We start from the raw sequence: 19,020 nt of genomic DNA, 5'->3' as shown, positions 1-19,020 counted from the left end.
TCCCATGTCGGCAAAACACCCCATCATCTCGATCACCGGCTCGTCCGGCGCAGGCACCACGTCAGTGAAGCGTATCTTCGAGCAGATATTCCGCCGCGAGAAGATCGAGGCGGCGTTCATCGAGGGCGACGCCTTCCACCGCTACGACCGCACCGGCATGAAGGAGAAGGTCGCGGAGGAAGAGGCGAAGGGCAATCCCAACTTCACCCATTTCAACGCCGAGGCCAACGAACTCGCCGTCCTGGAAAGCGTGTTCGAGGAATATGGCCGGCGCGGGTCGGGCAAGACGCGGAGTTACGTGCACGACGAGGACGAGGCGAAAATTTTCGGCTCGCCGCCCGGCACCTTCACCGACTGGCGCGAGTTCGAGCCGAGCGACCTGCTGTTCTACGAAGGCCTGCACGGCTGCGCCGTGACCGGCGAGATCGACCTGGCCAAGCACGCCGACCTGAAGATTGGCGTCGTCCCGGTCATCAATCTCGAATGGATCCAGAAAATCCATCGCGACCGGGCGACGCGCGGTTACTCCACGGAAGCGGTGGTCGACGTGATCCTCAGGCGCATGCCGGACTATGTCCGCTACATCGTTCCGCAATTCGCGCTGACCAACATCAACTTTCAGCGCGTGCCGATCGTCGACACGTCGAACCCGTTCATCGCGCGCTGGATCCCGACGCCGGACGAGTCGATGCTGGTCATCCGCTTCGCCAATCCGCGCGGCATCGATTTTCCCTACCTGCTGTCGATGATCCACGACTCGTTCATGTCCCGGCCGAATTCCATCGTCGTGCCCGGCAACAAGCTGGATCTGGCCATGCAGCTCATCCTGACGCCGCTGATCCTGCAGCTCATCGAGCGCAAGCGTCGGGTGTCGTGAGGGGATGATGATGTTGTTGTTTTTGCTGAAGGTTTTGACCCCCACCCCTAACCCCTCCCCACAAGGGGGAGGGGGACCAGGTCGCCGCATTCCGAGCCACAACCTTTGGAGGCTGGTGCCAGTGAGCGCTGCCGCAAAGTCCCCCTCCCCCTTGTGGGGAGGGGTTAGGGGTGGGGGTGCCTTCACTCACGACCGCCACTTTGGGAGGAACTCATGAGCCAGGCCGCGATCAAGCAAGCCGCCGCGCCCGCTGTCTCCGAACGCGACATGGCCAACGCCATCCGGGCGCTCGCCATGGATGCTGTGCAGAAGGCGAATTCCGGACACCCCGGCATGCCGATGGGCATGGCCGATGTCGCGACCGTGCTGTTCAACCGCTTCATCACCATCGACCCGTCGCGGCCAGACTGGCCCGACCGCGACCGCTTCGTGCTGTCTGCCGGCCACGGCTCGATGCTGCAATACGCGCTGCACTACCTCATCGGCTACGAGGACATGCCGATTGAGCAGATCAAAAGCTTTCGCCAGTTCGGCAGCCGCACCGCCGGCCATCCGGAATTCGGCCATGCGCTGGGCATCGAAACGACCACCGGGCCGCTCGGCCAAGGCATCTCCACCGCCGTCGGCATGGCGTTGGCGGAGCGTATGCTGGCCGCCCGCCACGGCACCGACCTCGTCGACCATTTCACCTATGTGATCGCCGGCGACGGCTGCCTGCAGGAAGGCATCTCGCACGAGGCGATCGACCTCGCCGGCCATCTTGGTCTTTCCCGGCTGATCGTGTTCTGGGACGACAATTCGATTTCCATCGACGGTCCGACCTCCCTCTCCACGTCGATGGACCAGCCGGCCCGCTTCCGGGCGGCCGGCTGGGCGGTTTTTGCGGTCGACGGCCACGACGCGGAAGCGGTGGCCGAGGCGATCGAAAAGGCGCGGCGCTCGGAAAAGCCCTCGCTGATCGCCTGCAAGACAGTCATCGGCAAGGGCGCGCCCACCTTGCAGGGCACCGAAAAGACCCATGGCGCGCCGCTCGGCGACGCCGAGATCGCCGCCACCCGCGAAAATATCGGCTGGGCGCATGCGCCGTTCGAGGTGCCCGAAGAAATCCTCGCCGCCTGGCGCGAGGTCGCCACGCGCGGCCGGGCCGCGCGGCGCGCCTGGGAGCATCGGCTGGCGGCCTCGCCGCAGGCAAAAGCCTTCGAGGAGGCCATCGCCGCAAAACTACCCGACAGTCTGGTCGAAGCGTTGACTGCCTTCCGCAAGGAACATGTCGAGAAGACAACAAAGGTCGCGACGCGAAAGGCGTCGGAAATGGCGCTGGGCGTCATCAATGCCGCGACCGAGCTGACCGTCGGCGGCTCGGCCGACCTCACCCATTCCAACCTGACGCTGACCAAGGGTCTGGGCCGCATAGCGCCAAACGACTACGCCGGCCGCTACATCCATTACGGCATCCGCGAGCACGGCATGGCGGCGGCGATGAACGGCATCGCGCTGCATGGCGGCTTCATTCCCTATGGCGGCACGTTCCTGTGCTTCACCGACTATGCGCGCGGCGCGATGCGCCTGTCGGCGCTGATGGGCCAGCGCGTCATCTATGTGGTGACCCACGACTCCATCGGCCTCGGCGAGGACGGCCCGACGCACCAGCCGGTCGAGCACCTGGCAATGCTGCGGGCGACGCCAAACATCGACGTCTTCCGCCCCTGCGACATCGTCGAGACCGCCGAATGCTGGGAACTGGCGCTGCAATCGGAAAACCGGCCGAGCGTGCTGGTGCTGTCGCGCCAGAACCTGCCGATGCTGCGATTGGCGCATACGGCGGAGAACCGTTCGGCGCGCGGCGCCTACCTTTTGCGCGAGCCCGACGGCCGGCGCGACCTGACGCTGATCGCCACCGGCTCCGAGGTCGAGATCGCGGTCGCGGCTGCCGAGATCCTCCAGGCCGATCACGGCCTCGCGGCGGCGGTCGTGTCGATGCCGTGCTGGGAACTATTCGAGGAGCAGGACGACGACTATCGCAGCGCCGTGCTGGGCGACGCTCCGCGCGTCGCGGTGGAAGCCGCCGCGCGCATGGGCTGGGACCGCTGGATCGGCGAGAGTGGCGCCTTCGTCGGCATGACCGGTTTCGGCGCCAGCGCGCCGGCCCCCGACCTCTACAAACATTTCGGCATCACGCCCGAGGCGGTCGCCGAAACCGCCCTGAAGCTCATCTGAGGAGACCTGCCATGTACGGTGGCGAAACTGGAATTGGACGCCCTTCCCCGAAGCAGCCCGCCAAGCCGGACGGCGAGCGCAAGGAGGTCGGCAAGCCGGGCGACCAGGCAACGCAGAACACAAATTCGAACGGAAGGGGCTGACCTGACATGGCCAAGATAACGCTGCGCCAGTTGCTCGACCACGCCGCCGAACATGGTTACGGCGTGCCGGCCTTCAACATCAACAACATGGAACAGGGCCTCGCCATCATGGAGGCGGCGAAAGCCTGCGACGCGCCGGTCATCATCCAGGCGTCGCGCGGCGCCCGTTCCTACGCCAACGACATCATGCTGTCGAAGATGATGGACGCGCTGGTCGACATCTATCCGTCGATTCCGCTCTGCATCCACCAGGACCACGGCAACAACGAAGCCACTTGCATGTCGGCCATCCGCCACGGTTTCACGTCCGTGATGATGGACGGCTCGCTGGAAGCCGACGCCAAGACGCCGGCGAGCTACGATTACAATGTCGCCGTCACCGAGCGCGTGGCACGCATGGCGCACTGGGTTGGCGCGTCGGTCGAGGGAGAACTCGGCGTGCTGGGTTCGCTGGAAAGCGGCCATGGCGAGGCCGAGGACGGCCACGGCGCGGAAGGCGCGCTGTCGCACGACCAGTTGCTCACCGATCCCGACCAGGCCGTCGATTTCGTGCTCGCTACCCGCGTCGACGCACTGGCGATCGCCTGCGGCACCTCGCACGGCGCCTACAAGTTCACGCGCAAACCCGATGGCGACATCCTGGCCATGCGCGTGATCGAGGAGATCCACGAAAAGCTGCCAAACACGCATCTGGTCATGCACGGCTCCTCGTCGGTACCGCAGGAGCTGCAGGACGTCATCAACCGCTATGGCGGCGAGATGCCCCAGACCTATGGCGTGCCGGTGGACGAGATCGTGCGCGGCATCCGCCACGGCGTGCGCAAGGTCAACATCGACACCGACTGCCGCATGGCCATGACAGGCCAGTTCCGCAAGATCGCATCCGAGACTCCCAAGGAATTCGACCCGCGCAAATTCCTGAAACCGGCGATGGACGCCATGCGCGACCTCTGCCGCGACCGGTTCGAACGCTTCGGCACGGCCGGCAATGCTTCGAAGATCAAGGTGATCCCGCTCGACGAGATGGCGAAACGCTACGCCGCCGGGAAGCTCGACCCGCTGATCGCCACCGCCAAAGCCGCCTGACAAGCGGTCCCACAAAAAGGAAAGGACCCCGAGCAATGGCCAAGTCAATGACCGTGACAGGCGCCGCCCGCTACAGATCCGGCGTCATGGAATACAAGAAGATGGGCTATTGGGAGCCCGACTACGAGCCGAAGGACACCGACGTCATCGCGCTTTTCCGCATCACCCCGCAGGACGGCGTGGACGAGATCGAGGCCGCCGCCGCCGTCGCCGGCGAAAGCTCCACCGCCACCTGGACGGTGGTGTGGACCGATCGCCTCACCGCCAAGGAAAAATACCGCGCAAAGGCCTACCGGGTCGACGCGGTGCCCAACGCGCCCGGCCAGTTCTTCGCCTATATCGCCTATGACCTCGACCTGTTCGAGCCGGGCTCGATCGCCAATCTGGCGGCATCGATCATCGGCAACGTTTTCGGCTTCAAGCCACTGAAGGCGTTGCGGCTTGAGGACATGCGCCTGCCCGTCGCCTATGTGAAGACGTTCCAGGGGCCGGCCACCGGCATCGTGGTCGAGCGTGAGCGCCTCGACAAGTTCGGCCGTCCGCTGCTCGGCGCCACCGTCAAGCCGAAACTCGGCCTGTCCGGCCGCAACTACGGCCGCGTGGTCTATGAGGCTCTGAAGGGCGGGCTCGACTTCACCAAGGACGACGAGAACATCAACTCGCAGCCCTTCATGCATTGGCGCGACCGTTTCCTGTGGTGCATGGAAGCCGTCAACAAGGCGCAGGCCGAGACCGGCGAGATCAAGGGCACCTATCTCAACGTCACCGCCGGCACGATGGAAGAGATGTACAACCGCGCCAACTTCGCCAAGGAACTCGGCTCCAACATCGTCATGATCGACCTGGTCATCGGCTACACGGCGATCCAGTCGATGGCCCATTGGGCGCGACAGAACGACATGATCCTGCATCTTCACCGCGCCGGCCACTCGACCTATACAAGGCAGAAGGGACACGGTGTGTCGTTCCGCGTCATCGCCAAGTGGATGCGGCTCGCCGGCGTCGACCACATCCATGCCGGCACCGTGGTCGGCAAGCTGGAGGGCGACCCGGCGACGACCAAGGGTTATTACGATGTCTGCCGCGAGGACTTTAACCCGATGCGGCTGGAGAACGGCATCTTCTTCGACCAGCACTGGGCCTCGCTCAACAAGCTGATGCCGGTGGCCTCGGGCGGCATCCATGCCGGCCAGATGCACCAGTTGATCGACCTGCTCGGCGAGGACACCGTGCTGCAGTTCGGCGGCGGCACCATCGGCCACCCGATGGGCATCGCGGCCGGCGCCACCGCCAACCGCGTCGCGCTGGAAGCCATGATCTTCGCGCGCAACGCCGGTCGCGACTACGTCCGCGAGGGACCGGAGATCCTTGCGGAAGCCGCCCGCCACTGCCTGCCGCTGAAGCAGGCGCTGGATATCTGGAAGGACGTGACCTTCAACTACGCCTCCACCGACTCGCCGGACTTCGTGCCGGTGGCGACGGCGGCGGAGTAGCGCCGACGCTTACCCTCCCCCTTGTGGGGAGGGTCGACCGCGCAGCGGTCGGGGTGGGGGTAAAATGCCTGAGATGATTACCCCCACCCCGTCTCCTGAATTTCGCTGCGCTCAGTTCATTCGCCGACCCTCCCCACAAGGGGGAGGGTGAGCGGCGCAACCAGGAGCAACCACCATGCGCATCACCCAGGGAGCATTTTCGTTCCTGCCCGACCTGACCGACGACCAGATCCGCTCGCAGGTCCAATACTGCATCGACAATGGCTGGGCGGTCAGCCTCGAATTCACCGACGACCCGCACCCGCGCAACACCTACTGGGACATGTGGGGCCACCCGATGTTCGACAATCCGGATGCCGCCGCACTCCTGCTGGAGCTGCGGGAATGCCGGAAAGTCTATGGCGACCGCTACATCCGCGTCGTCGCCTTCGACGCCACTCATGGCTGGGAGTCGGTTAAGCTGTCGCTCATCGTCAATCGCCCGGCCGAAGAACCCGGCTTCCGCCTGTCGCGGCAGGAAGGCGCCGGCCGGCTGGTGCATTATACGACGACGCCCTACGCGGCAGATCGGCCGGCGGGGAATAGGTATGCGAGCTAGCGCCCACCCTCCCCCTTGTGGGGAGGGTCGACCGCGCAGCGGTTGGGGTGGGGGTACCGCGTTCTATCGACACCCCCACCCCGTCTCAGAGTTTTCGCTTCGCTCAATCTCTTCGCCAACCCTCCCCACAAGGGGGAGGGTGAAGGAGTTGCCATGTCCGCCCTTGCCGAAGCAGCGCCTCCAACTGCCGAAATCCCCGCCGCCGTCGACTTGCGCGAGGAATTTGAATCCTCTGGCGTCAAGGACGTGCTGGCCGAGCTCGACCGCGACCTGATCGGGCTCGCGCCGGTAAAAAAGCGCATTCGCGAAACCGCCGCCCTGCTGCTGGTCGAGCGGGCGCGAAAACGCATGGGGCTCGCCCACGAGACGCCGACGCTGCACATGTCCTTCACCGGCAATCCCGGCACCGGCAAGACCACCGTGGCCATGCGCATGGCCGACCTGCTGCACCGGCTGGGTTATATCCGAAAGGGCCACCTCGTCTCGGTGACGCGCGACGATCTCGTTGGCCAGTATATCGGCCACACCGCGCCGAAGACCAAGGAGATCCTGAAGAAGGCGATGGGCGGCGTGCTATTCATCGACGAGGCCTATTACCTCTACCGGCCGGAAAACGAGCGCGACTATGGCCAAGAGGCGATCGAGATTCTATTGCAGGTGATGGAGAACCAGCGCGACGACCTGGTGGTTATCCTCGCCGGCTACGCGCAGCGCATGGACCGCTTCTTCGAGAGCAATCCAGGCTTCCGCTCGCGCATTGCGCATCACATCGACTTTCCGGACTATACCGACGACGAGCTGTTCCGCATCGCCGAGACAATGCTCGGCCAGCAGAACTACCATCTCGACAATCCAGCCGCCGAGGCCATGACCGCCTATATCGCAAAACGCCGCGGGCAACCGCATTTCGCCAATGCCCGCTCGATCCGCAACGCGCTCGACAGGGCGCGGTTGAGGCAGGCGAACCGCCTGTTCGAGACCGCGACGGGGCCGCTCGATGCCGAGGCGCTGTCGACAATCTCGGCGGAAGACATAAAAGCAAGCAGGGTGTTTTCCATGCCCGGCAACAAGGCATCCGGCCTTGGGAAAGGTGACCAATGAAGACGATCATCGCCCCATCCATCCTGTCGGCGGACTTCTCCCGCCTCGGCGACGAGGTGGAAACGGTGGTGGCGGCCGGCGCCGACTGGGTGCATCTCGACGTCATGGACGGCCATTTCGTGCCCAACATTACTTTCGGTCCACCGATAGTGAAGGCGATCCGCAACCGCACCGACAAGGTGTTCGACTGCCATCTGATGATCTCGCCGGCCGACCCGTACATCGCCGCCTTCGCCGACGCCGGAGCCGACATCATCACCGTGCATGCCGAGGCCGGCCCGCACCTCCACCGCTCGCTGCAGACGGTGAAAAGCCTCGGCAAGAAGGCGGGCGTGTCGCTCAACCCGGCGACGCCGGTGGCGGCGATCGAGAACGTGCTCGACCAGCTCGACCTGATCCTGGTGATGACCGTCAATCCCGGTTTTGGAGGCCAGGCGTTCATTCCGGAAATGCTGGACAAGATCGCAAAAGTGAAGGCGCTGGTGGGACGGCGGCCTATCCACATCGAGGTCGACGGCGGCATCGCGCCCGACACCGCGCCGCTGGTGGCGAAAGCCGGCGCAGACGTGCTGGTCGCCGGCTCGGCGGTGTTCAAGGGCGGCTCTGAGGCCGCCTACCGCGCCAACATCGAGGCCATCCGCAGCGCCGCTGACGGGGTTTTGAGCAAGGCGGCGTGAATATAATTGGCACGGACAGCTATTGGGAGGGAATTCATGGACGCCAGCACGCCGAAGCCGCCACGGATGCCCAAAGCCATCCTGTTCGATCTCGACGGTACGCTGGTCGACTCCGCGCCGGATATAGCGGCCGCCGTCAACGAACTGCTCGCCGCCTCCCGCCTGCCACCGCTGTCCGTTGCACAGGTAACGGGGATGATCGGCGGCGGTGTACGCAAGCTGGTGGAGCGGGCCTTCGCCGCCTCGCGCGCGCCGCTCGCTGGCGAGGCGCTCGACCGGGCGGAGCGCGACATGGCGCCGATCTACCTGCGTCATCTCACCCGCCTCACGCGGCTGCTGCCCGGTGCGCGCGAGGCAATCGTGCATTTTTCAGGCGCAGGCATCCCGATGGCGGTGGCCACCAACAAGCCGCAGGTGGCTGCACGCACCATCCTGCTGCATTTCGGCCTGTTCGAGCGGCTTGGTGCGCTGGTCGGCGGCGACGCAGTCACGCACAAGAAGCCGGCGCCGGACGCATTGCTCGCGGCGCTGGAAAAGCTCGGCGTCGCGCCTGCCGACGCGCTGATGGTCGGGGACAGCATCTCGGACGTGAAGGCCGCCCGCGCCGCCGGCATGCCGGTGGCGCTTATCCGCGGCGGCTACACGGAGACGCCGGTTGAGGAGCTTGGCGCAGATCTTGTCTGCGACTCCCTGCTCGACCTGCCGGCGGCGCTGGAGCGGCCGGCGGTGGCGGCGTGAGGCCGCCTCAAGGATACTGCTTCAGATAGGCGATGACGTTGGCGATGTCGGCGTCGTCCTTGAGGCCAGGAAAGGCCATCTTGGTGCCCTTCACCATGGCTTTCGGGTTCTTCAGATATTCGGTCAGCTTGGCGTCGTCCCAGACCAGGCCGCCCTCGCCCGCCGCGATCATGGCCGGCGAGAACTTGAAGCCGGCATGAGTGCCGGCCTTGCGGCCGATCAGGCCCTTCAGGCCAGGACCGACCTTGTTCTGGTCGGCATCGGCGACGTGGCAGGCCTTGCATTTGGCGAAAACCTTTTCACCGGCGGCGGCGTCCTGCGCCGATGCCTGGCCGGTCGCCAGTGCCAGCAGCGAACCGGCGATCAAAACTGCGGTGAAGCGCATGGCATTTCCTCGTTGATCCTCAAAGTGCCCTGAGTGACCCGCGTCGAAGCTAGATGCGGCCTGCCATAAGTCAACCGTACAAAGGTCCAGTATGCCCGCTCGCGCCGGCACACGACGAGCGCGCCTCGCGACGCTTGCCATCGTGTTGACGCTTCGCGGCCGAACGCGTAGCCTTTCGCGGGCTTTCCCCTCGGGCACCTGTGGGAAGCACGGCTGGTCGTGTGACTCCGCATTGCGGGCTGCGGCCGCGGCGGGGCGTGCGATTGCGCGGCGGGAGGTGCTGCAATGGATCTTGTCGATCTCGTGCTGACGGTCTGTCTGATCGCCCAGCCGAATGTCTGCCACGACGAACACCTCTATTTCGAGCGGCGCGGCGGCCTGACGCAGTGCACCTTCCTGGCGCCGCCAGAGATCGCGAAATGGTCCGAACAGCACCCAAAGCTCAAGGTCGTACGCTGGAAATGCGTCTTCCCCGACCAGGGCAAGGATATCTGATGCCTCCGCTGCCCGGCGCCACGATGCCGTCGCGGCGCCATCTGCTCCATCTTGCCGCGCTCGGCACGGTCGCGCTCGCCTGCCCTCCGGCGCGAAAGGCCTTCGCCTCCGTGCCCGAAATCCGCGTCGGCGTGCTGAAGTTCGGCACGGTCAGTTGGGAACTGGACACGATCAAGCACCATGGCCTCGACGCCGCCAGCGGCGTCGAGCTTGCAGTGACATCGTTTGCCGGCGAGGACGCCACCAACGTCGCCTTGCTGGCGGGCGAGATCGACGTCATCGTGTCTGACTGGCTGTGGGTGTCGCGGCTGCGCTCGGAAGGCTCGGACCTGACGCTCGCCCCCTATTCCACCGCCGTCGGCGCGATCATGGTAAAGCAGGACTCGCCGATCAAAACCCTTGCCGGTCTTGCGGGCAAAAGGCTCGGCGTCGCCGGCGGGCCGCTCGACAAGAGCTGGCTGCTGCTCCAGGCGCTGGCGAAGCGCGACCACGGTCTCGACCTCGCATCTGCCGCCGATGTCGCCTATGGCGCGCCGCCACTGATGTCGGAGAAGGCGATGTCCGGCGAGTTCGATGCCGTGCTCAACTTCTGGCATTTCTGCGCGCGACTGGAGGCGAAAGGGTTCCACCGGCTCGCCGGTGCCAACGACGCGGCGCTGGCGCTCGGAGCGTCGGGACCGGTGTCGGCGCTCGGCTACGTGTTCCACGAAGAATGGGCGTCCGCCAATGAAGCGGCGGTGCGCGGGTTCCTGAAAGCATCGGCGGCCGCCAAGACGCTGATGAAAAATTCCGACGCGGAATGGCTGCGGCTGGCGCCGCTCGTGCGCGCCGAGGGGAAGGAACTGGAGACGCTGCGCGACCGTTATCGCGAGGGCATCCCGGCCCGATCCGCAACAGAGGAGGCCGCGGACGCCGAAAAACTCTACGCGGTGCTGGCGGAGATCGGCGGCGAAAGACTGGTCGGCGGCGCGAATGAGATGGCGCCCGGCACCTACTGGACGGGCCTGACGCAATGAGCGCCGGTGAAACCGGCCAGGCCCCCGACACCCGGAAGGGAGCCGCCTCCGGCGTAACGTCCGCCAACGCGGACCGGCGAAATCCCTCCGCCGCGCTGGTGCCGACGCTGACCGTCGCCGCCTCCCTTCTCGGCCTCGGGCTGATCTGGGCGTTCGCTGCGGCGCTCTGGCCGAGCCGCGCCTTCCCCACGCCCGCCGCGGTCTGGCAGGTGTTCTTGCACGACATGGCGACGGGCGAACTGCCCTTTCATCTTGGCATGACGCTGCTGCGCGTCGCGGCAGCCTTCATCGTCGCCATGGTGGTCGGCACCGTCATCGGCATCCTGCTCGGCAGCGACCGCCGCGCCGACCGCTTTTTCAATCCGTGGGTCGTCCTGTTCCTCAACGTGCCGGCGCTGGTGGTCATCGTGCTCGCTTACATCTGGTTCGGCCTCAACGAGGTGGCGGCGATCGGCGCGGTGGCGGTCAACAAGATCCCCAACGTCGTCGTCACGCTGCGGGAGGGCACGCGGGCGCTCGACCCGCGCTACGCCGAGATGGCGGCAGTCTACCGCTTCGGCCCGCTGGAACGCGTGCGACACGTCCTTTTGCCGCAACTGCAGCCCTATATCGCGGCCGCCTCGCGCTCCGGCATCGCGCTGATCTGGAAGATCGTGCTGGTCGTCGAACTGCTCGGCCGCTCCAACGGCGTCGGTTTCCAGATCTATCTCTACTTCCAGCTCTTCGACGTCGCGGCCATCCTGGCCTACACGCTGGCCTTCGTGGCGATCATGCTGCTCATCGAACTCGCTTTGGTGCAGCCGCTTGAACGGCATGCGACCCGTTGGCGCCGGCGGCCGGCTTAGGGTCTGTCGAGATTCAGGTTAGGGCGAGTCGAAAATGGCGGATTTCGAGAACCGGAACGGAGTGTACGTTCCGCTACATGAGTACCGGAAGCGCAGACAGCCACCATTTGCAGACCGCCATGGCCTGGATATCAACAGACCCTAGAGCAATGTCCATGATCCATGCGAGCCGGGACGCGGACGACGAGATGGACGGCCAGCCTTCGGCTGGCGCAAGATCGTCGCTTGGCGTCGACATTTCCGAAAAGACGTTTTTGTCCGCCGACGGCGTACCACTGCCGGCGCTGCGCGATCTCGCCTTCGAGGTACGCGCCGGCGAGTTCGCCTGCCTGCTCGGCCCGTCCGGCTGCGGCAAGACCACGACCTTGCGCATCCTGCTCGGGCTCGACCGCGATTTTTCAGGCGCCATCCGCCTGCCGGAGGGCGGCTGCATCGCTGCCGTATTCCAGGAGCCGACGCTGCTGCCGTGGCGCAGCGTCGAGGACAATGTGCGGCTCGCGCTGCCGAAGCCGCTGCGCGGCAAGGACCTGACCCCGCTGTTCGAAACCCTCGGGCTTGCGGCGATGCGTAAGCTCTTTCCGAGCGAACTATCGCTCGGGCTGGCGCGGCGAGCCGCGCTGGCGCGCGCCTTCGCCACCGAACCCGACATATTGTTCCTCGACGAACCCTTCGTGTCGCTCGACGAGCCGACCGCCGAGCGGCTGCGCCATCTCTTGCTGTCGGTCTGGTCCGAGCGGCCGACGACGGCGCTGATGGTCACCCACAATCTGCGCGAGGCGCTGACGCTGTCGGACCGCATCATCGTGCTGTCTGAGCGCCCGGCGCATGTGATCGGCTATTTCGACGTGCGCCTGCCGCGAAACTATCGCAATCCGACGGTGATGACCGACCTCGTGCGGTCGTTCTATGAAAAATTTCCAGAAAGGGCGTGATGCGCACCGCCCGTATAGATCCGCATCGCCGGAACATGCTCGGCGGCTTTGCCTGCCTCGCCGCCGGCGCCCTTCTGCCGCCCTGCTGCCTGAGCAACACGGCTCGCGCGGCCGGCGCCGAACTCGCGCTGGTCGAACTCGGCGACGGCGTCTTTACCGTGCAGGGTGTTGACGAACTGACGACGCCGGAAAACCGCGGCGCCATCGCCAACCTTGGCGTGGTGGTCGGCGTCGACGCCGTGGCGGTGATCGACAGCGGCGGCAGCCTTGCCGAAGGCGAGGCGCTGCTCAAGGCGATCAAGGGCGTCACCGCAAAACCGGTGCGCTACCTGATCAACACCCACATGCATCCCGACCACATTTTTGGCAACGCCGCCTTCCGCCCGACAGGAGCGACCGTGGTTGGCCACCAGAACCTCCCGGCGGCACTTGAGGCGCGCGGCGCCTTCTATCTGCAAAGCTTTCGCGAGCAGCTCGGCGAAAAGCTGATGCAAGGCATCGAGATCATCCCGCCGGCGCTGCTGGTGAAAGACCGGCTGGAGCTCGACCTCGGCGGGCGAAAGCTGGAGCTGCGCGCCTGGGAGGCCGCGCATACCGACAACGACCTCACGGTGCTCGACACCCGCACCGGCGCGCTGTTCGCCGGCGACCTCGTCTTTTTGAATCACCTGCCGACGCTGGACGGCTCGCTGCTCGGCTGGATGCGCCAGCTTGATGCGCTCGCCGCCATCGGCGCCAAAACCGTCGTGTCCGGCCACGGCCCGGCGCCATTCGGCTGGCCGCAGGCGCTCGACGCCGAACGCCGCTATTTCGAGGTTTTGGCCACCGACCTGCGCAAGGCGATCAAGGACGGCGTGCCGCTGGCCGAGGCCGTCGAGACGGCCGGACTTTCCGAGCGCGCCAACTGGGCGTTGTTCGACGACTACAACGGCCGCAACGCCACGGCCGCCTATGCGGAGTTGGAGTGGGAGTGAGATAGCGGCCGTTAGAGCGCTGCGTCTCGACCCAAACACCGCGTCAGCCCCACCAAAAGATGGTCGCGACGATGACATAGAGTCCAACGAGCGCCGCGCCGTCAACGATGTCCGCGCGGCCGTCCACGGTCACCACTGTGACCACGAGCACCGAGAGGAAGAGCGCGGCCGCGAGAATCGGCGGGATGGCCAGGGTGAACGGTGTGCTGCCGAACGCGAAGCTGACGAGAATCAGGATCGGGATCAGCGCCACCGCGACCTGAAGCGCACTGTTGAGCACCACGCTCACCGCAAGATCCGCCTTGCCCTCTGCCGCGAGCCGAATGCCGACGACGTTCTCGACCGCGTTGCCGGCAATGGCGACGACGACGAGGCCTGCGAAGGCTTGGCTGATGCCGAGCGCCTCGATCGCCGGCTCGAGGGCTTCGACGAACCAGTCCGACACCAGCACGGCCGCGACCCCGCAAACCACCAGAACACCAATGGCCGTAGCGAGCGGCCAAGCGCGGGAACGCTTGCGCGCCTCGGCGGGCACCATCCGCTGGCCTGCGGTCAGCATCGTCCACGTCTGGACCGCCAGCACGAGCAGCAAGATGATCGCGCACACCACCGCCAGCGGCTGCTCATGCGCGCCCGCCGGAAGATGCAACTCATGTGCGAGCGTCGGCAGGACCAGCGCGCAGACCGCCAGCAAGAGCAGGATCGCGATCATGCGCGGGCTCCTCGCCTCGAACACCAGCAGTTGGCGCCTGGCGCCACCCACCAGGAAGGCAAGCCCAAGGACCAGGAGCGCATTGGCGAGGATAGAGCCGATCAACGAGGCCTGGACCACTGCGACGAGGCCCGCCTGCAGCGCGAAGATTGCCACGAACAACTCGGGCAGGTTGCCCACGGCCGACTGCACGATACCCGTCGCCGCAGGCCCGAGATGGTTGCCCAACTGATCTGTTGCTTCGCTGATCACATGTGCGACGCCCGCCAGCGCAAGCGCACAGGCGGCAAATTTCAGAGTCGGCCCCGCACTCGCGAAATGCAACGCAGCGGCAAGTCCCACGAGGCCCGCCGACACGGCCATGGCCATCTGTTCTTTTCGCTCGATCGATGCAAACATTCGCCTTCTCCCTCCGGAGCGCCGCACCGCGAGAATGCGGCCGGCCAGCATATCAAGGCGCTTGGTTTCGGATCCAACGTCCGCCGCCGCCAGATCAAACAATCGTGACGTGCAAGCTCGCGCCGCCCAGGCACGTTTGATATGAAACTCGGCGGGCGAGCCTCGAAGGACGCACGATCTGAGCTACTTCCCCGCCACCCCCTCTGCCTCATACACCGCTTCGCCGTCGATCAGCGTCACCAGCACCTTGCCGGACGCAATCTCTGTGGCCGGTATCTTGGTCACGTCGCGGTCGAGCACCACGACATCGGCGCGCTTGCCGACCGTCAGCGTGCCGGAGTCGGTCTCGTCGAAGGCAGCATAGGCGGCGTTCACCGTATAGGCGCGCAGCATGTCCATGACGTCCAGTTTATGTTGCGGCGTCAGCACCTTGCCGTTCGGATCGGCGATGTCCTGGCGGGTCACGCCGGTCTGGATCGCCTCAAGCGGGTTCATCGACGAAACGCTCCAGTCGCTGGAGCCGACGATGGTCGCGCCCGCCTTCTTCAGCGCGCCGAACGGATAGAGCCATTCGGACCGTTCCGGCCCGATCTTCGGCTGCGTCAGGTCGACGATGTAGGTGTCCGGATAGACCCACAGCGCCTGGATGTTGGCGACCACGCCGAGTTCCTTGAAGCGCTCGATGTCGGCCGGATCGATCAGCTCCAGATGGGTGATCTGGTGGCGGCTGTCGCGCTTGCCGTTGGCCTTTTCGACCGCCTCGAAGGCGTCGAGCGCCATGCGCACGGCGCGGTCGCCGATGGCGTGCGCGTGCAGTTGCAGGTGGACGCGGTCCGCGGCGATCGCAATGCCGTTGAGTATCTCGGGCGTGAACAGCGCGTCGCCGGCCGAATTCGAGCCGACATAGGCCTCCAGTAGCGCCGCGGTGCCGGTCTCGATCACCCCGTCGACGAAGAGTTTGACCGACGTCACTTCAAGATGCGGCGAGGTGTACTGGTTCTTCAGTTTTTGCACGCGGTAGACGCCGTCGGGCCCTTCTTCCGCGTCGATCTTCACCGCCGCCTCGACCCTGAGCTTGAGTTTGTCCTCGGCGTCGGCGCGCTGGTAACCCTTCAGCATCCACTCTTCCGTCGAAGGGTCGATGATGGCCGTGATGCCAAAACTCATCGCCTCGGCCTGGCCTTTCGCCAGGCCGGCGTCGACCTGCGCGTCCGGATATTCCGGCAACAGCGAGGACACCAGGCTCATGGCGTTCTCGCGCAGCAGGCCGGTCGGATTGCCCTGCGTATCGCGCTCGATGCGTCCGCCTTCTGGGTCTTTCGTGCTGGCGTCGATGCCGGCTAGCTTCAGCGCCGCCGAGTTCGCCCAGCCCGAATGGCCGTCGACATCGTCGAAATAGGCAAGCCGGTCGCCGGTGATCGCGTCCAGCGCCTTGGCCGAGGGCTCCTTGTAGACGCCGACACTCCAGCCGCCGCCGCGCAGCCAGACGTCCTTCGGCAATTTCGCCATGGCCGGCTCGATCGCGGCGCGCAGCCCCGCTTCATCCGAAACATCCGTGAGGCTGATATCCTCGGCCTGCGTGGCGCTCCAGATCAGATGGTTGTGGTCGTCCTGGAAACCGGGCAGCACCAGCGCGCCGGCCGGCAGGTCGTAGACCTTCGCGCCTTTAAGATACGGCTCGATGTCGGCGTCCGACCCCACCGCCGCGATTTTTCCCTCGACCAGCGCGATCGCCTGCGCCTCGGGTTTGGCGCCGTCCATGGTAAGCACACGCGCACCGCGCAGCACCACGGTCTGCCCGTCCGCCATCGCACCCGTCGCGCCGAGCGGCACGGCGAGCAAGGCCGCAAGCACGCTGATCCTTTTTGGCTTCTTGAACACGGCCGTCCTCCCTTGTTCCGTGCATCGGACAAAGGTCGCAAGCCGCGCGCGAGGCGTCAAGGAGGGCGGCATCTTCCGAAACGGGGGCGTCACGCCGCTTCTGCGTCCATCTCACGCACCGCTGATTTGCCAATCACCCCGCCGAGGCATAATATCTCTCCCAGCCTGGGCACCACCTCTCTCCCGGTGGAGGCATTGATGCGATTTCACACTCTCGCGGACCGGCGTTCCGGCTCCCGCTGGCTTTCCCTGCTTGCGGCGATCGTGCTGGCGTTCGCCGGCCTGTCCGGCAAGGCCGCTGCCCAGCAGACCATGGCGTCGTCGGAAAAAATCTGGACCGGCCTGAAGGGCGACGTGTTCGGCGACCGCACCATCCTGGCCGACACCGGGCTGGTGCGCATCGAGGCGCCGAAGCGCGCGCAGGACGCCGCCCTCGTGCCGGTCGACATCTATATCGACCCGGCCAAGGCGCCGGACGGGGTCAAGGGCGTCACCATGATCATCGACGTCAACCCCGCCCCGGTGGCGGCGACCTTCACCTTCGGTAAAGACGCCGGCGTCACGCATCTGTCGACCCGGGTGCGCGTCGACGACTATTCGTGGATCCGCGCCATCGCCGAGACCGGCAGCGGCGAACTGCATATGACGCAGACTTTCGTAAAAGCCTCCGGCGGCTGCTCGGCGCCCGCGGTCAAAAATTCCAAGGACGCGCTGGCCTCGATGGGGCAGATGAAGCTGCGCCAGTTCCCGGCCGAGGAAACCATGTCGAAGGCCGAGGAACTGCAACTGATGATCCGCCATCCCAACAATTCGGGGCTGCAGCGCGACCCGCTGACGCAATATTTCATCCCCGCGCATTTCGTCCAGAAGCTGACGATCTCGCAGGCCGACAGGCCGATCCTGTCGATGGAAGGCGGCATCTCGATCTCGGAGGATCCCAACTTCCGCTTCGACTTCGACGTCCAGGGAACTGGCGACATCCGCGTCGAGGCGGTCGACACCGACGGAAAAGTTTTCAAGGACGAATGGCCGCTGGAAGCGACGGGGCTGTGAGTGGCATCAACGTCAAGGTATGACGGCGAATTGCCCCTCTCTTGGATTTTATACGACTTGGCGTCGCTTCTTCCTCACCTATCGGCTCGGCGCTCCGCCAAGATCGTGAAAATCCATTCTCCCCCGCAAGAGGGGAGATAGGAACTGCCGTGATCTCACCATTAGTCGCCAAGGTTGGAGACTAGCGGATACGGCGACGCGCGATATCTCTCCCCTCGCGGGAGAGAAAGCGATTTCAACATCTTAGCTGGAGCAGGGCGAAGCCCGTCAGCGACAGCTAAGTGTTAGAAATCGCAAGTGAGGGGATCGCGACCCACCCGATTTGGTATCGCTTATGTCGCGGTTGCGGCCTCAAAAACACCGCACATCCGCTTCGGCCTGCGCCCGGCGCAGCGCCGAGCCCGCGGTCTTGGCCGGCGCGCTCTCGCGAAACAGCCCGCTGGCCTCGCCGTTCAGTTGCGCCATGCGCCGGAACGTCTCGGCCCTCTCATAGTCATCGTAGGGCATGATCGAGGCGATCACGTCGATCGAGCAGGAGCAGCGTTCCAGCGAATCGCGCGTCTGGCCGTTGGACTGCATGCAACCCAGGACGTAATCGGCAAGCGCGGTGGTCGGATAGTCGCCGGCGGCGTTGGCCGGAAGGGCGCCCGCGATGCCCGCGGCGAGACAGAACATCAGGCGGAACGGTCTTGCTCGCCAGCGCATGGAAAACTCCTCCGCTTCGGCCATCTCCCCAGGCGGCGCGGCGCCGGGCGGAACAGGCCGGATTCTATAGCCGGCGCGGGCGGATTGCCAACCGTTTTGCCCGCACCGAAGGCTCCGGCCCGATGATGTGGTGCAGATAGGACGAAAGGCTATAGGACCAAAGGAGGATTGGCAGACAGGCCGACTTTTCGCCCCGCAACGGATTTGAAGACCCTGTTGCGAAGAGCTCGCGGCCACGCGCCTCGATACAGTTCAAATCTTCGACGAAAAATCCCGCGCCCCGTCAGGCAATGGCAAGAACTCGATCGTCCACCTTGCGGTGCGATAGTTTCGGAACCGGGCGAGCGATGCCTGATTTTGACTTCCTCTATACGTCTGGAACCCACTCACGGGAAAGCAATACCGGAGATTTGAACAATTTTAGATTTTATTCGATCTATATTGCGCTGCACAAAAATGATATCTTGCATTGCACCATCCGCAGGGGCTTTTTGCTTGCCTGCCTCGGTCAAATGACATAGGTTTTCCCTGTTTCCGGCTTCAAGGGCGTCACCGTCTAAAGGGAGCGGCGACAGTCTTTCGTAGGCCAAGTGAGGTGGGCGGTAACGGTGCCCTCCGCTCATCTGGCTTAGGTCGTGACACGCTGCCGGAAATACTTCCCACCACATGAATCGCTTGGGCAAGCCCTTGTGG

18 protein-coding genes are annotated in these 19,020 nt (G+C 65.1%); 14 read left to right on the top strand and 4 right to left on the bottom strand.

Features of this window, described 5'->3' with window-relative positions; all coding sequences use genetic code 11:
• Positions 1-4: 4 nt before the first annotated feature.
• The 8 genes from RB623_RS15190 (at position 5) to gph (ending at position 8,930) form a co-directional block, all read left to right on the top strand.
• Positions 5-877 carry a phosphoribulokinase gene (locus tag RB623_RS15190; protein WP_308057710.1) on the top strand — a complete coding sequence of 291 codons (873 nt, stop codon included), beginning with the start codon at positions 5-7 and terminating at the stop codon, positions 875-877.
• Between the two features lie 213 nt (positions 878-1,090).
• Positions 1,091-3,094 (top strand): transketolase, encoded by a 2,004-nt coding sequence (gene tkt / locus RB623_RS15185; protein WP_308057709.1) that lies wholly within the window; start codon positions 1,091-1,093, stop codon positions 3,092-3,094.
• Between the two features lie 149 nt (positions 3,095-3,243).
• The gene (gene fba, locus RB623_RS15180; RefSeq protein ID WP_308057708.1) at positions 3,244-4,323 is read left to right on the top strand and encodes a class II fructose-bisphosphate aldolase; all 1,080 of its coding nucleotides are present in this window, start codon (positions 3,244-3,246) and stop codon (positions 4,321-4,323) included.
• 35 nt (positions 4,324-4,358) lie between these two features.
• Positions 4,359-5,816: a form I ribulose bisphosphate carboxylase large subunit gene (locus RB623_RS15175; RefSeq protein ID WP_308057707.1), complete on the top strand. Its 1,458-nt coding sequence runs from the start codon at positions 4,359-4,361 to the stop codon at positions 5,814-5,816.
• Between the two features lie 175 nt (positions 5,817-5,991).
• Complete coding sequence (locus tag RB623_RS15170; protein ID WP_308057706.1) at positions 5,992-6,414, top strand: ribulose bisphosphate carboxylase small subunit; 423 nt, start codon at positions 5,992-5,994, stop codon at positions 6,412-6,414.
• A gap of 153 nt (positions 6,415-6,567) precedes the next feature.
• Positions 6,568-7,515 carry a CbbX protein gene (gene cbbX / locus RB623_RS15165; protein ID WP_308057705.1) on the top strand — a complete coding sequence of 316 codons (948 nt, stop codon included), beginning with the start codon at positions 6,568-6,570 and terminating at the stop codon, positions 7,513-7,515.
• On the top strand, positions 7,512-8,192 hold the full coding sequence (gene rpe, locus RB623_RS15160) for a ribulose-phosphate 3-epimerase (RefSeq protein WP_308057704.1): 681 nt from the start codon (positions 7,512-7,514) through the stop codon (positions 8,190-8,192). The genes cbbX and rpe overlap by 4 nt, the downstream gene beginning before the upstream one ends.
• Positions 8,193-8,228: 36 nt before the next feature.
• Positions 8,229-8,930, top strand: a complete 702-nt coding sequence (gene gph, locus RB623_RS15155; protein ID WP_308057703.1) for a phosphoglycolate phosphatase — start codon at positions 8,229-8,231, stop codon at positions 8,928-8,930.
• Positions 8,931-8,937: 7 nt separating this feature from the next.
• On the opposite strand, the gene RB623_RS15150 is transcribed toward gph, so the two are convergent.
• Entirely contained in the window at positions 8,938-9,315 is a 378-nt protein-coding gene (locus tag RB623_RS15150) for a cytochrome c family protein (RefSeq protein WP_308057702.1), read from the bottom strand.
• 285 nt (positions 9,316-9,600) lie between these two features.
• On the opposite strand from RB623_RS15150, the gene RB623_RS15145 reads away from it, so the two are divergent.
• The 5 genes from RB623_RS15145 to RB623_RS15125 all read left to right on the top strand — a co-directional run bounded on the left by RB623_RS15145 (position 9,601) and on the right by RB623_RS15125 (position 13,577).
• Positions 9,601-9,810 carry a hypothetical protein gene (locus RB623_RS15145; protein ID WP_308057701.1) on the top strand — a complete coding sequence of 70 codons (210 nt, stop codon included), beginning with the start codon at positions 9,601-9,603 and terminating at the stop codon, positions 9,808-9,810.
• Complete coding sequence (locus tag RB623_RS15140; RefSeq protein WP_308057700.1) at positions 9,810-10,826, top strand: ABC transporter substrate-binding protein; 1,017 nt, start codon at positions 9,810-9,812, stop codon at positions 10,824-10,826. The genes RB623_RS15145 and RB623_RS15140 overlap by 1 nt, the downstream gene beginning before the upstream one ends.
• Positions 10,823-11,671, top strand: coding sequence for an ABC transporter permease (locus RB623_RS15135; protein WP_308057699.1), 849 nt, complete (start codon positions 10,823-10,825; stop codon positions 11,669-11,671). Before RB623_RS15140 ends, RB623_RS15135 begins: the two co-directional genes overlap by 4 nt.
• 155 nt (positions 11,672-11,826) lie before the next feature.
• On the top strand, positions 11,827-12,603 hold the full coding sequence (locus tag RB623_RS15130; protein ID WP_308057698.1) for an ATP-binding cassette domain-containing protein: 777 nt from the start codon (positions 11,827-11,829) through the stop codon (positions 12,601-12,603).
• Positions 12,604-12,638: 35 nt separating this feature from the next.
• Positions 12,639-13,577, top strand: coding sequence for a quinoprotein relay system zinc metallohydrolase 2 (locus RB623_RS15125; RefSeq protein ID WP_374121682.1), 939 nt, complete (start codon positions 12,639-12,641; stop codon positions 13,575-13,577).
• A gap of 43 nt (positions 13,578-13,620) precedes the next feature.
• Here the strand turns inward: RB623_RS15125 and RB623_RS15120 are convergent, their stop codons facing one another.
• Together RB623_RS15120 and RB623_RS15115 are read right to left on the bottom strand one after the other, a co-directional pair.
• Entirely contained in the window at positions 13,621-14,688 is a 1,068-nt protein-coding gene (locus RB623_RS15120) for a sodium:proton exchanger (RefSeq protein WP_308057696.1), read from the bottom strand.
• Between the two features lie 183 nt (positions 14,689-14,871).
• A complete protein-coding gene (locus tag RB623_RS15115) occupies positions 14,872-16,569 on the bottom strand; it encodes an amidohydrolase (protein ID WP_308057695.1) in 1,698 nt (565 codons plus the stop codon).
• A 198-nt stretch (positions 16,570-16,767) separates the two neighbouring features.
• Here RB623_RS15115 and RB623_RS15110 point away from each other — a divergent pair, with 198 nt between their 5' ends.
• Positions 16,768-17,622 carry a quinoprotein dehydrogenase-associated SoxYZ-like carrier gene (locus RB623_RS15110; protein ID WP_308057694.1) on the top strand — a complete coding sequence of 285 codons (855 nt, stop codon included), beginning with the start codon at positions 16,768-16,770 and terminating at the stop codon, positions 17,620-17,622.
• Positions 17,623-17,973: 351 nt separating this feature from the next.
• On the opposite strand, the gene RB623_RS15105 is transcribed toward RB623_RS15110, so the two are convergent.
• Positions 17,974-18,327: a hypothetical protein gene (locus RB623_RS15105; protein WP_308057693.1), complete on the bottom strand. Its 354-nt coding sequence runs from the start codon at positions 18,325-18,327 to the stop codon at positions 17,974-17,976.
• Between the last annotated feature and the right edge of the window lie 693 nt (positions 18,328-19,020).

The sequence above is a fragment of the Mesorhizobium sp. LHD-90 genome (assembly GCF_030929505.1).
Taxonomy (GTDB): domain Bacteria; phylum Pseudomonadota; class Alphaproteobacteria; order Rhizobiales; family Rhizobiaceae; genus Kumtagia.
The sequence above is the reverse complement of the archived record's forward strand: the minus strand, read 5'-3'. Positions and strand labels throughout refer to the sequence as shown.

Excerpts from the sequence above, each read along its gene's own strand:
- RB623_RS15150 (WP_308057702.1), bottom strand. The coding sequence starts at position 9,315 with ATGCGCTTCACCGCAGTTTTGATCGCCGGTTCGCTGCTGGCACTGGCG.
- RB623_RS15125 (WP_374121682.1), top strand. The coding sequence starts at position 12,639 with ATGCTCGGCGGCTTTGCCTGCCTCGCCGCCGGCGCCCTTCTGCCGCCC.
- cbbX (WP_308057705.1), top strand. The coding sequence starts at position 6,568 with ATGTCCGCCCTTGCCGAAGCAGCGCCTCCAACTGCCGAAATCCCCGCC.
- RB623_RS15190 (WP_308057710.1), top strand. The coding sequence starts at position 5 with ATGTCGGCAAAACACCCCATCATCTCGATCACCGGCTCGTCCGGCGCA.
- tkt (WP_308057709.1), top strand. The coding sequence starts at position 1,091 with ATGAGCCAGGCCGCGATCAAGCAAGCCGCCGCGCCCGCTGTCTCCGAA.
- RB623_RS15175 (WP_308057707.1), top strand. The coding sequence starts at position 4,359 with ATGGCCAAGTCAATGACCGTGACAGGCGCCGCCCGCTACAGATCCGGC.
- RB623_RS15130 (WP_308057698.1), top strand. The coding sequence starts at position 11,827 with ATGATCCATGCGAGCCGGGACGCGGACGACGAGATGGACGGCCAGCCT.
- fba (WP_308057708.1), top strand. The coding sequence starts at position 3,244 with ATGGCCAAGATAACGCTGCGCCAGTTGCTCGACCACGCCGCCGAACAT.
- RB623_RS15170 (WP_308057706.1), top strand. The coding sequence starts at position 5,992 with ATGCGCATCACCCAGGGAGCATTTTCGTTCCTGCCCGACCTGACCGAC.
- RB623_RS15145 (WP_308057701.1), top strand. The coding sequence starts at position 9,601 with ATGGATCTTGTCGATCTCGTGCTGACGGTCTGTCTGATCGCCCAGCCG.
- RB623_RS15120 (WP_308057696.1), bottom strand. The coding sequence starts at position 14,688 with ATGTTTGCATCGATCGAGCGAAAAGAACAGATGGCCATGGCCGTGTCG.
- gph (WP_308057703.1), top strand. The coding sequence starts at position 8,229 with ATGGACGCCAGCACGCCGAAGCCGCCACGGATGCCCAAAGCCATCCTG.
- RB623_RS15110 (WP_308057694.1), top strand. The coding sequence starts at position 16,768 with ATGCGATTTCACACTCTCGCGGACCGGCGTTCCGGCTCCCGCTGGCTT.
- RB623_RS15135 (WP_308057699.1), top strand. The coding sequence starts at position 10,823 with ATGAGCGCCGGTGAAACCGGCCAGGCCCCCGACACCCGGAAGGGAGCC.
- RB623_RS15140 (WP_308057700.1), top strand. The coding sequence starts at position 9,810 with ATGCCTCCGCTGCCCGGCGCCACGATGCCGTCGCGGCGCCATCTGCTC.
- RB623_RS15105 (WP_308057693.1), bottom strand. The coding sequence starts at position 18,327 with ATGCGCTGGCGAGCAAGACCGTTCCGCCTGATGTTCTGTCTCGCCGCG.
- rpe (WP_308057704.1), top strand. The coding sequence starts at position 7,512 with ATGAAGACGATCATCGCCCCATCCATCCTGTCGGCGGACTTCTCCCGC.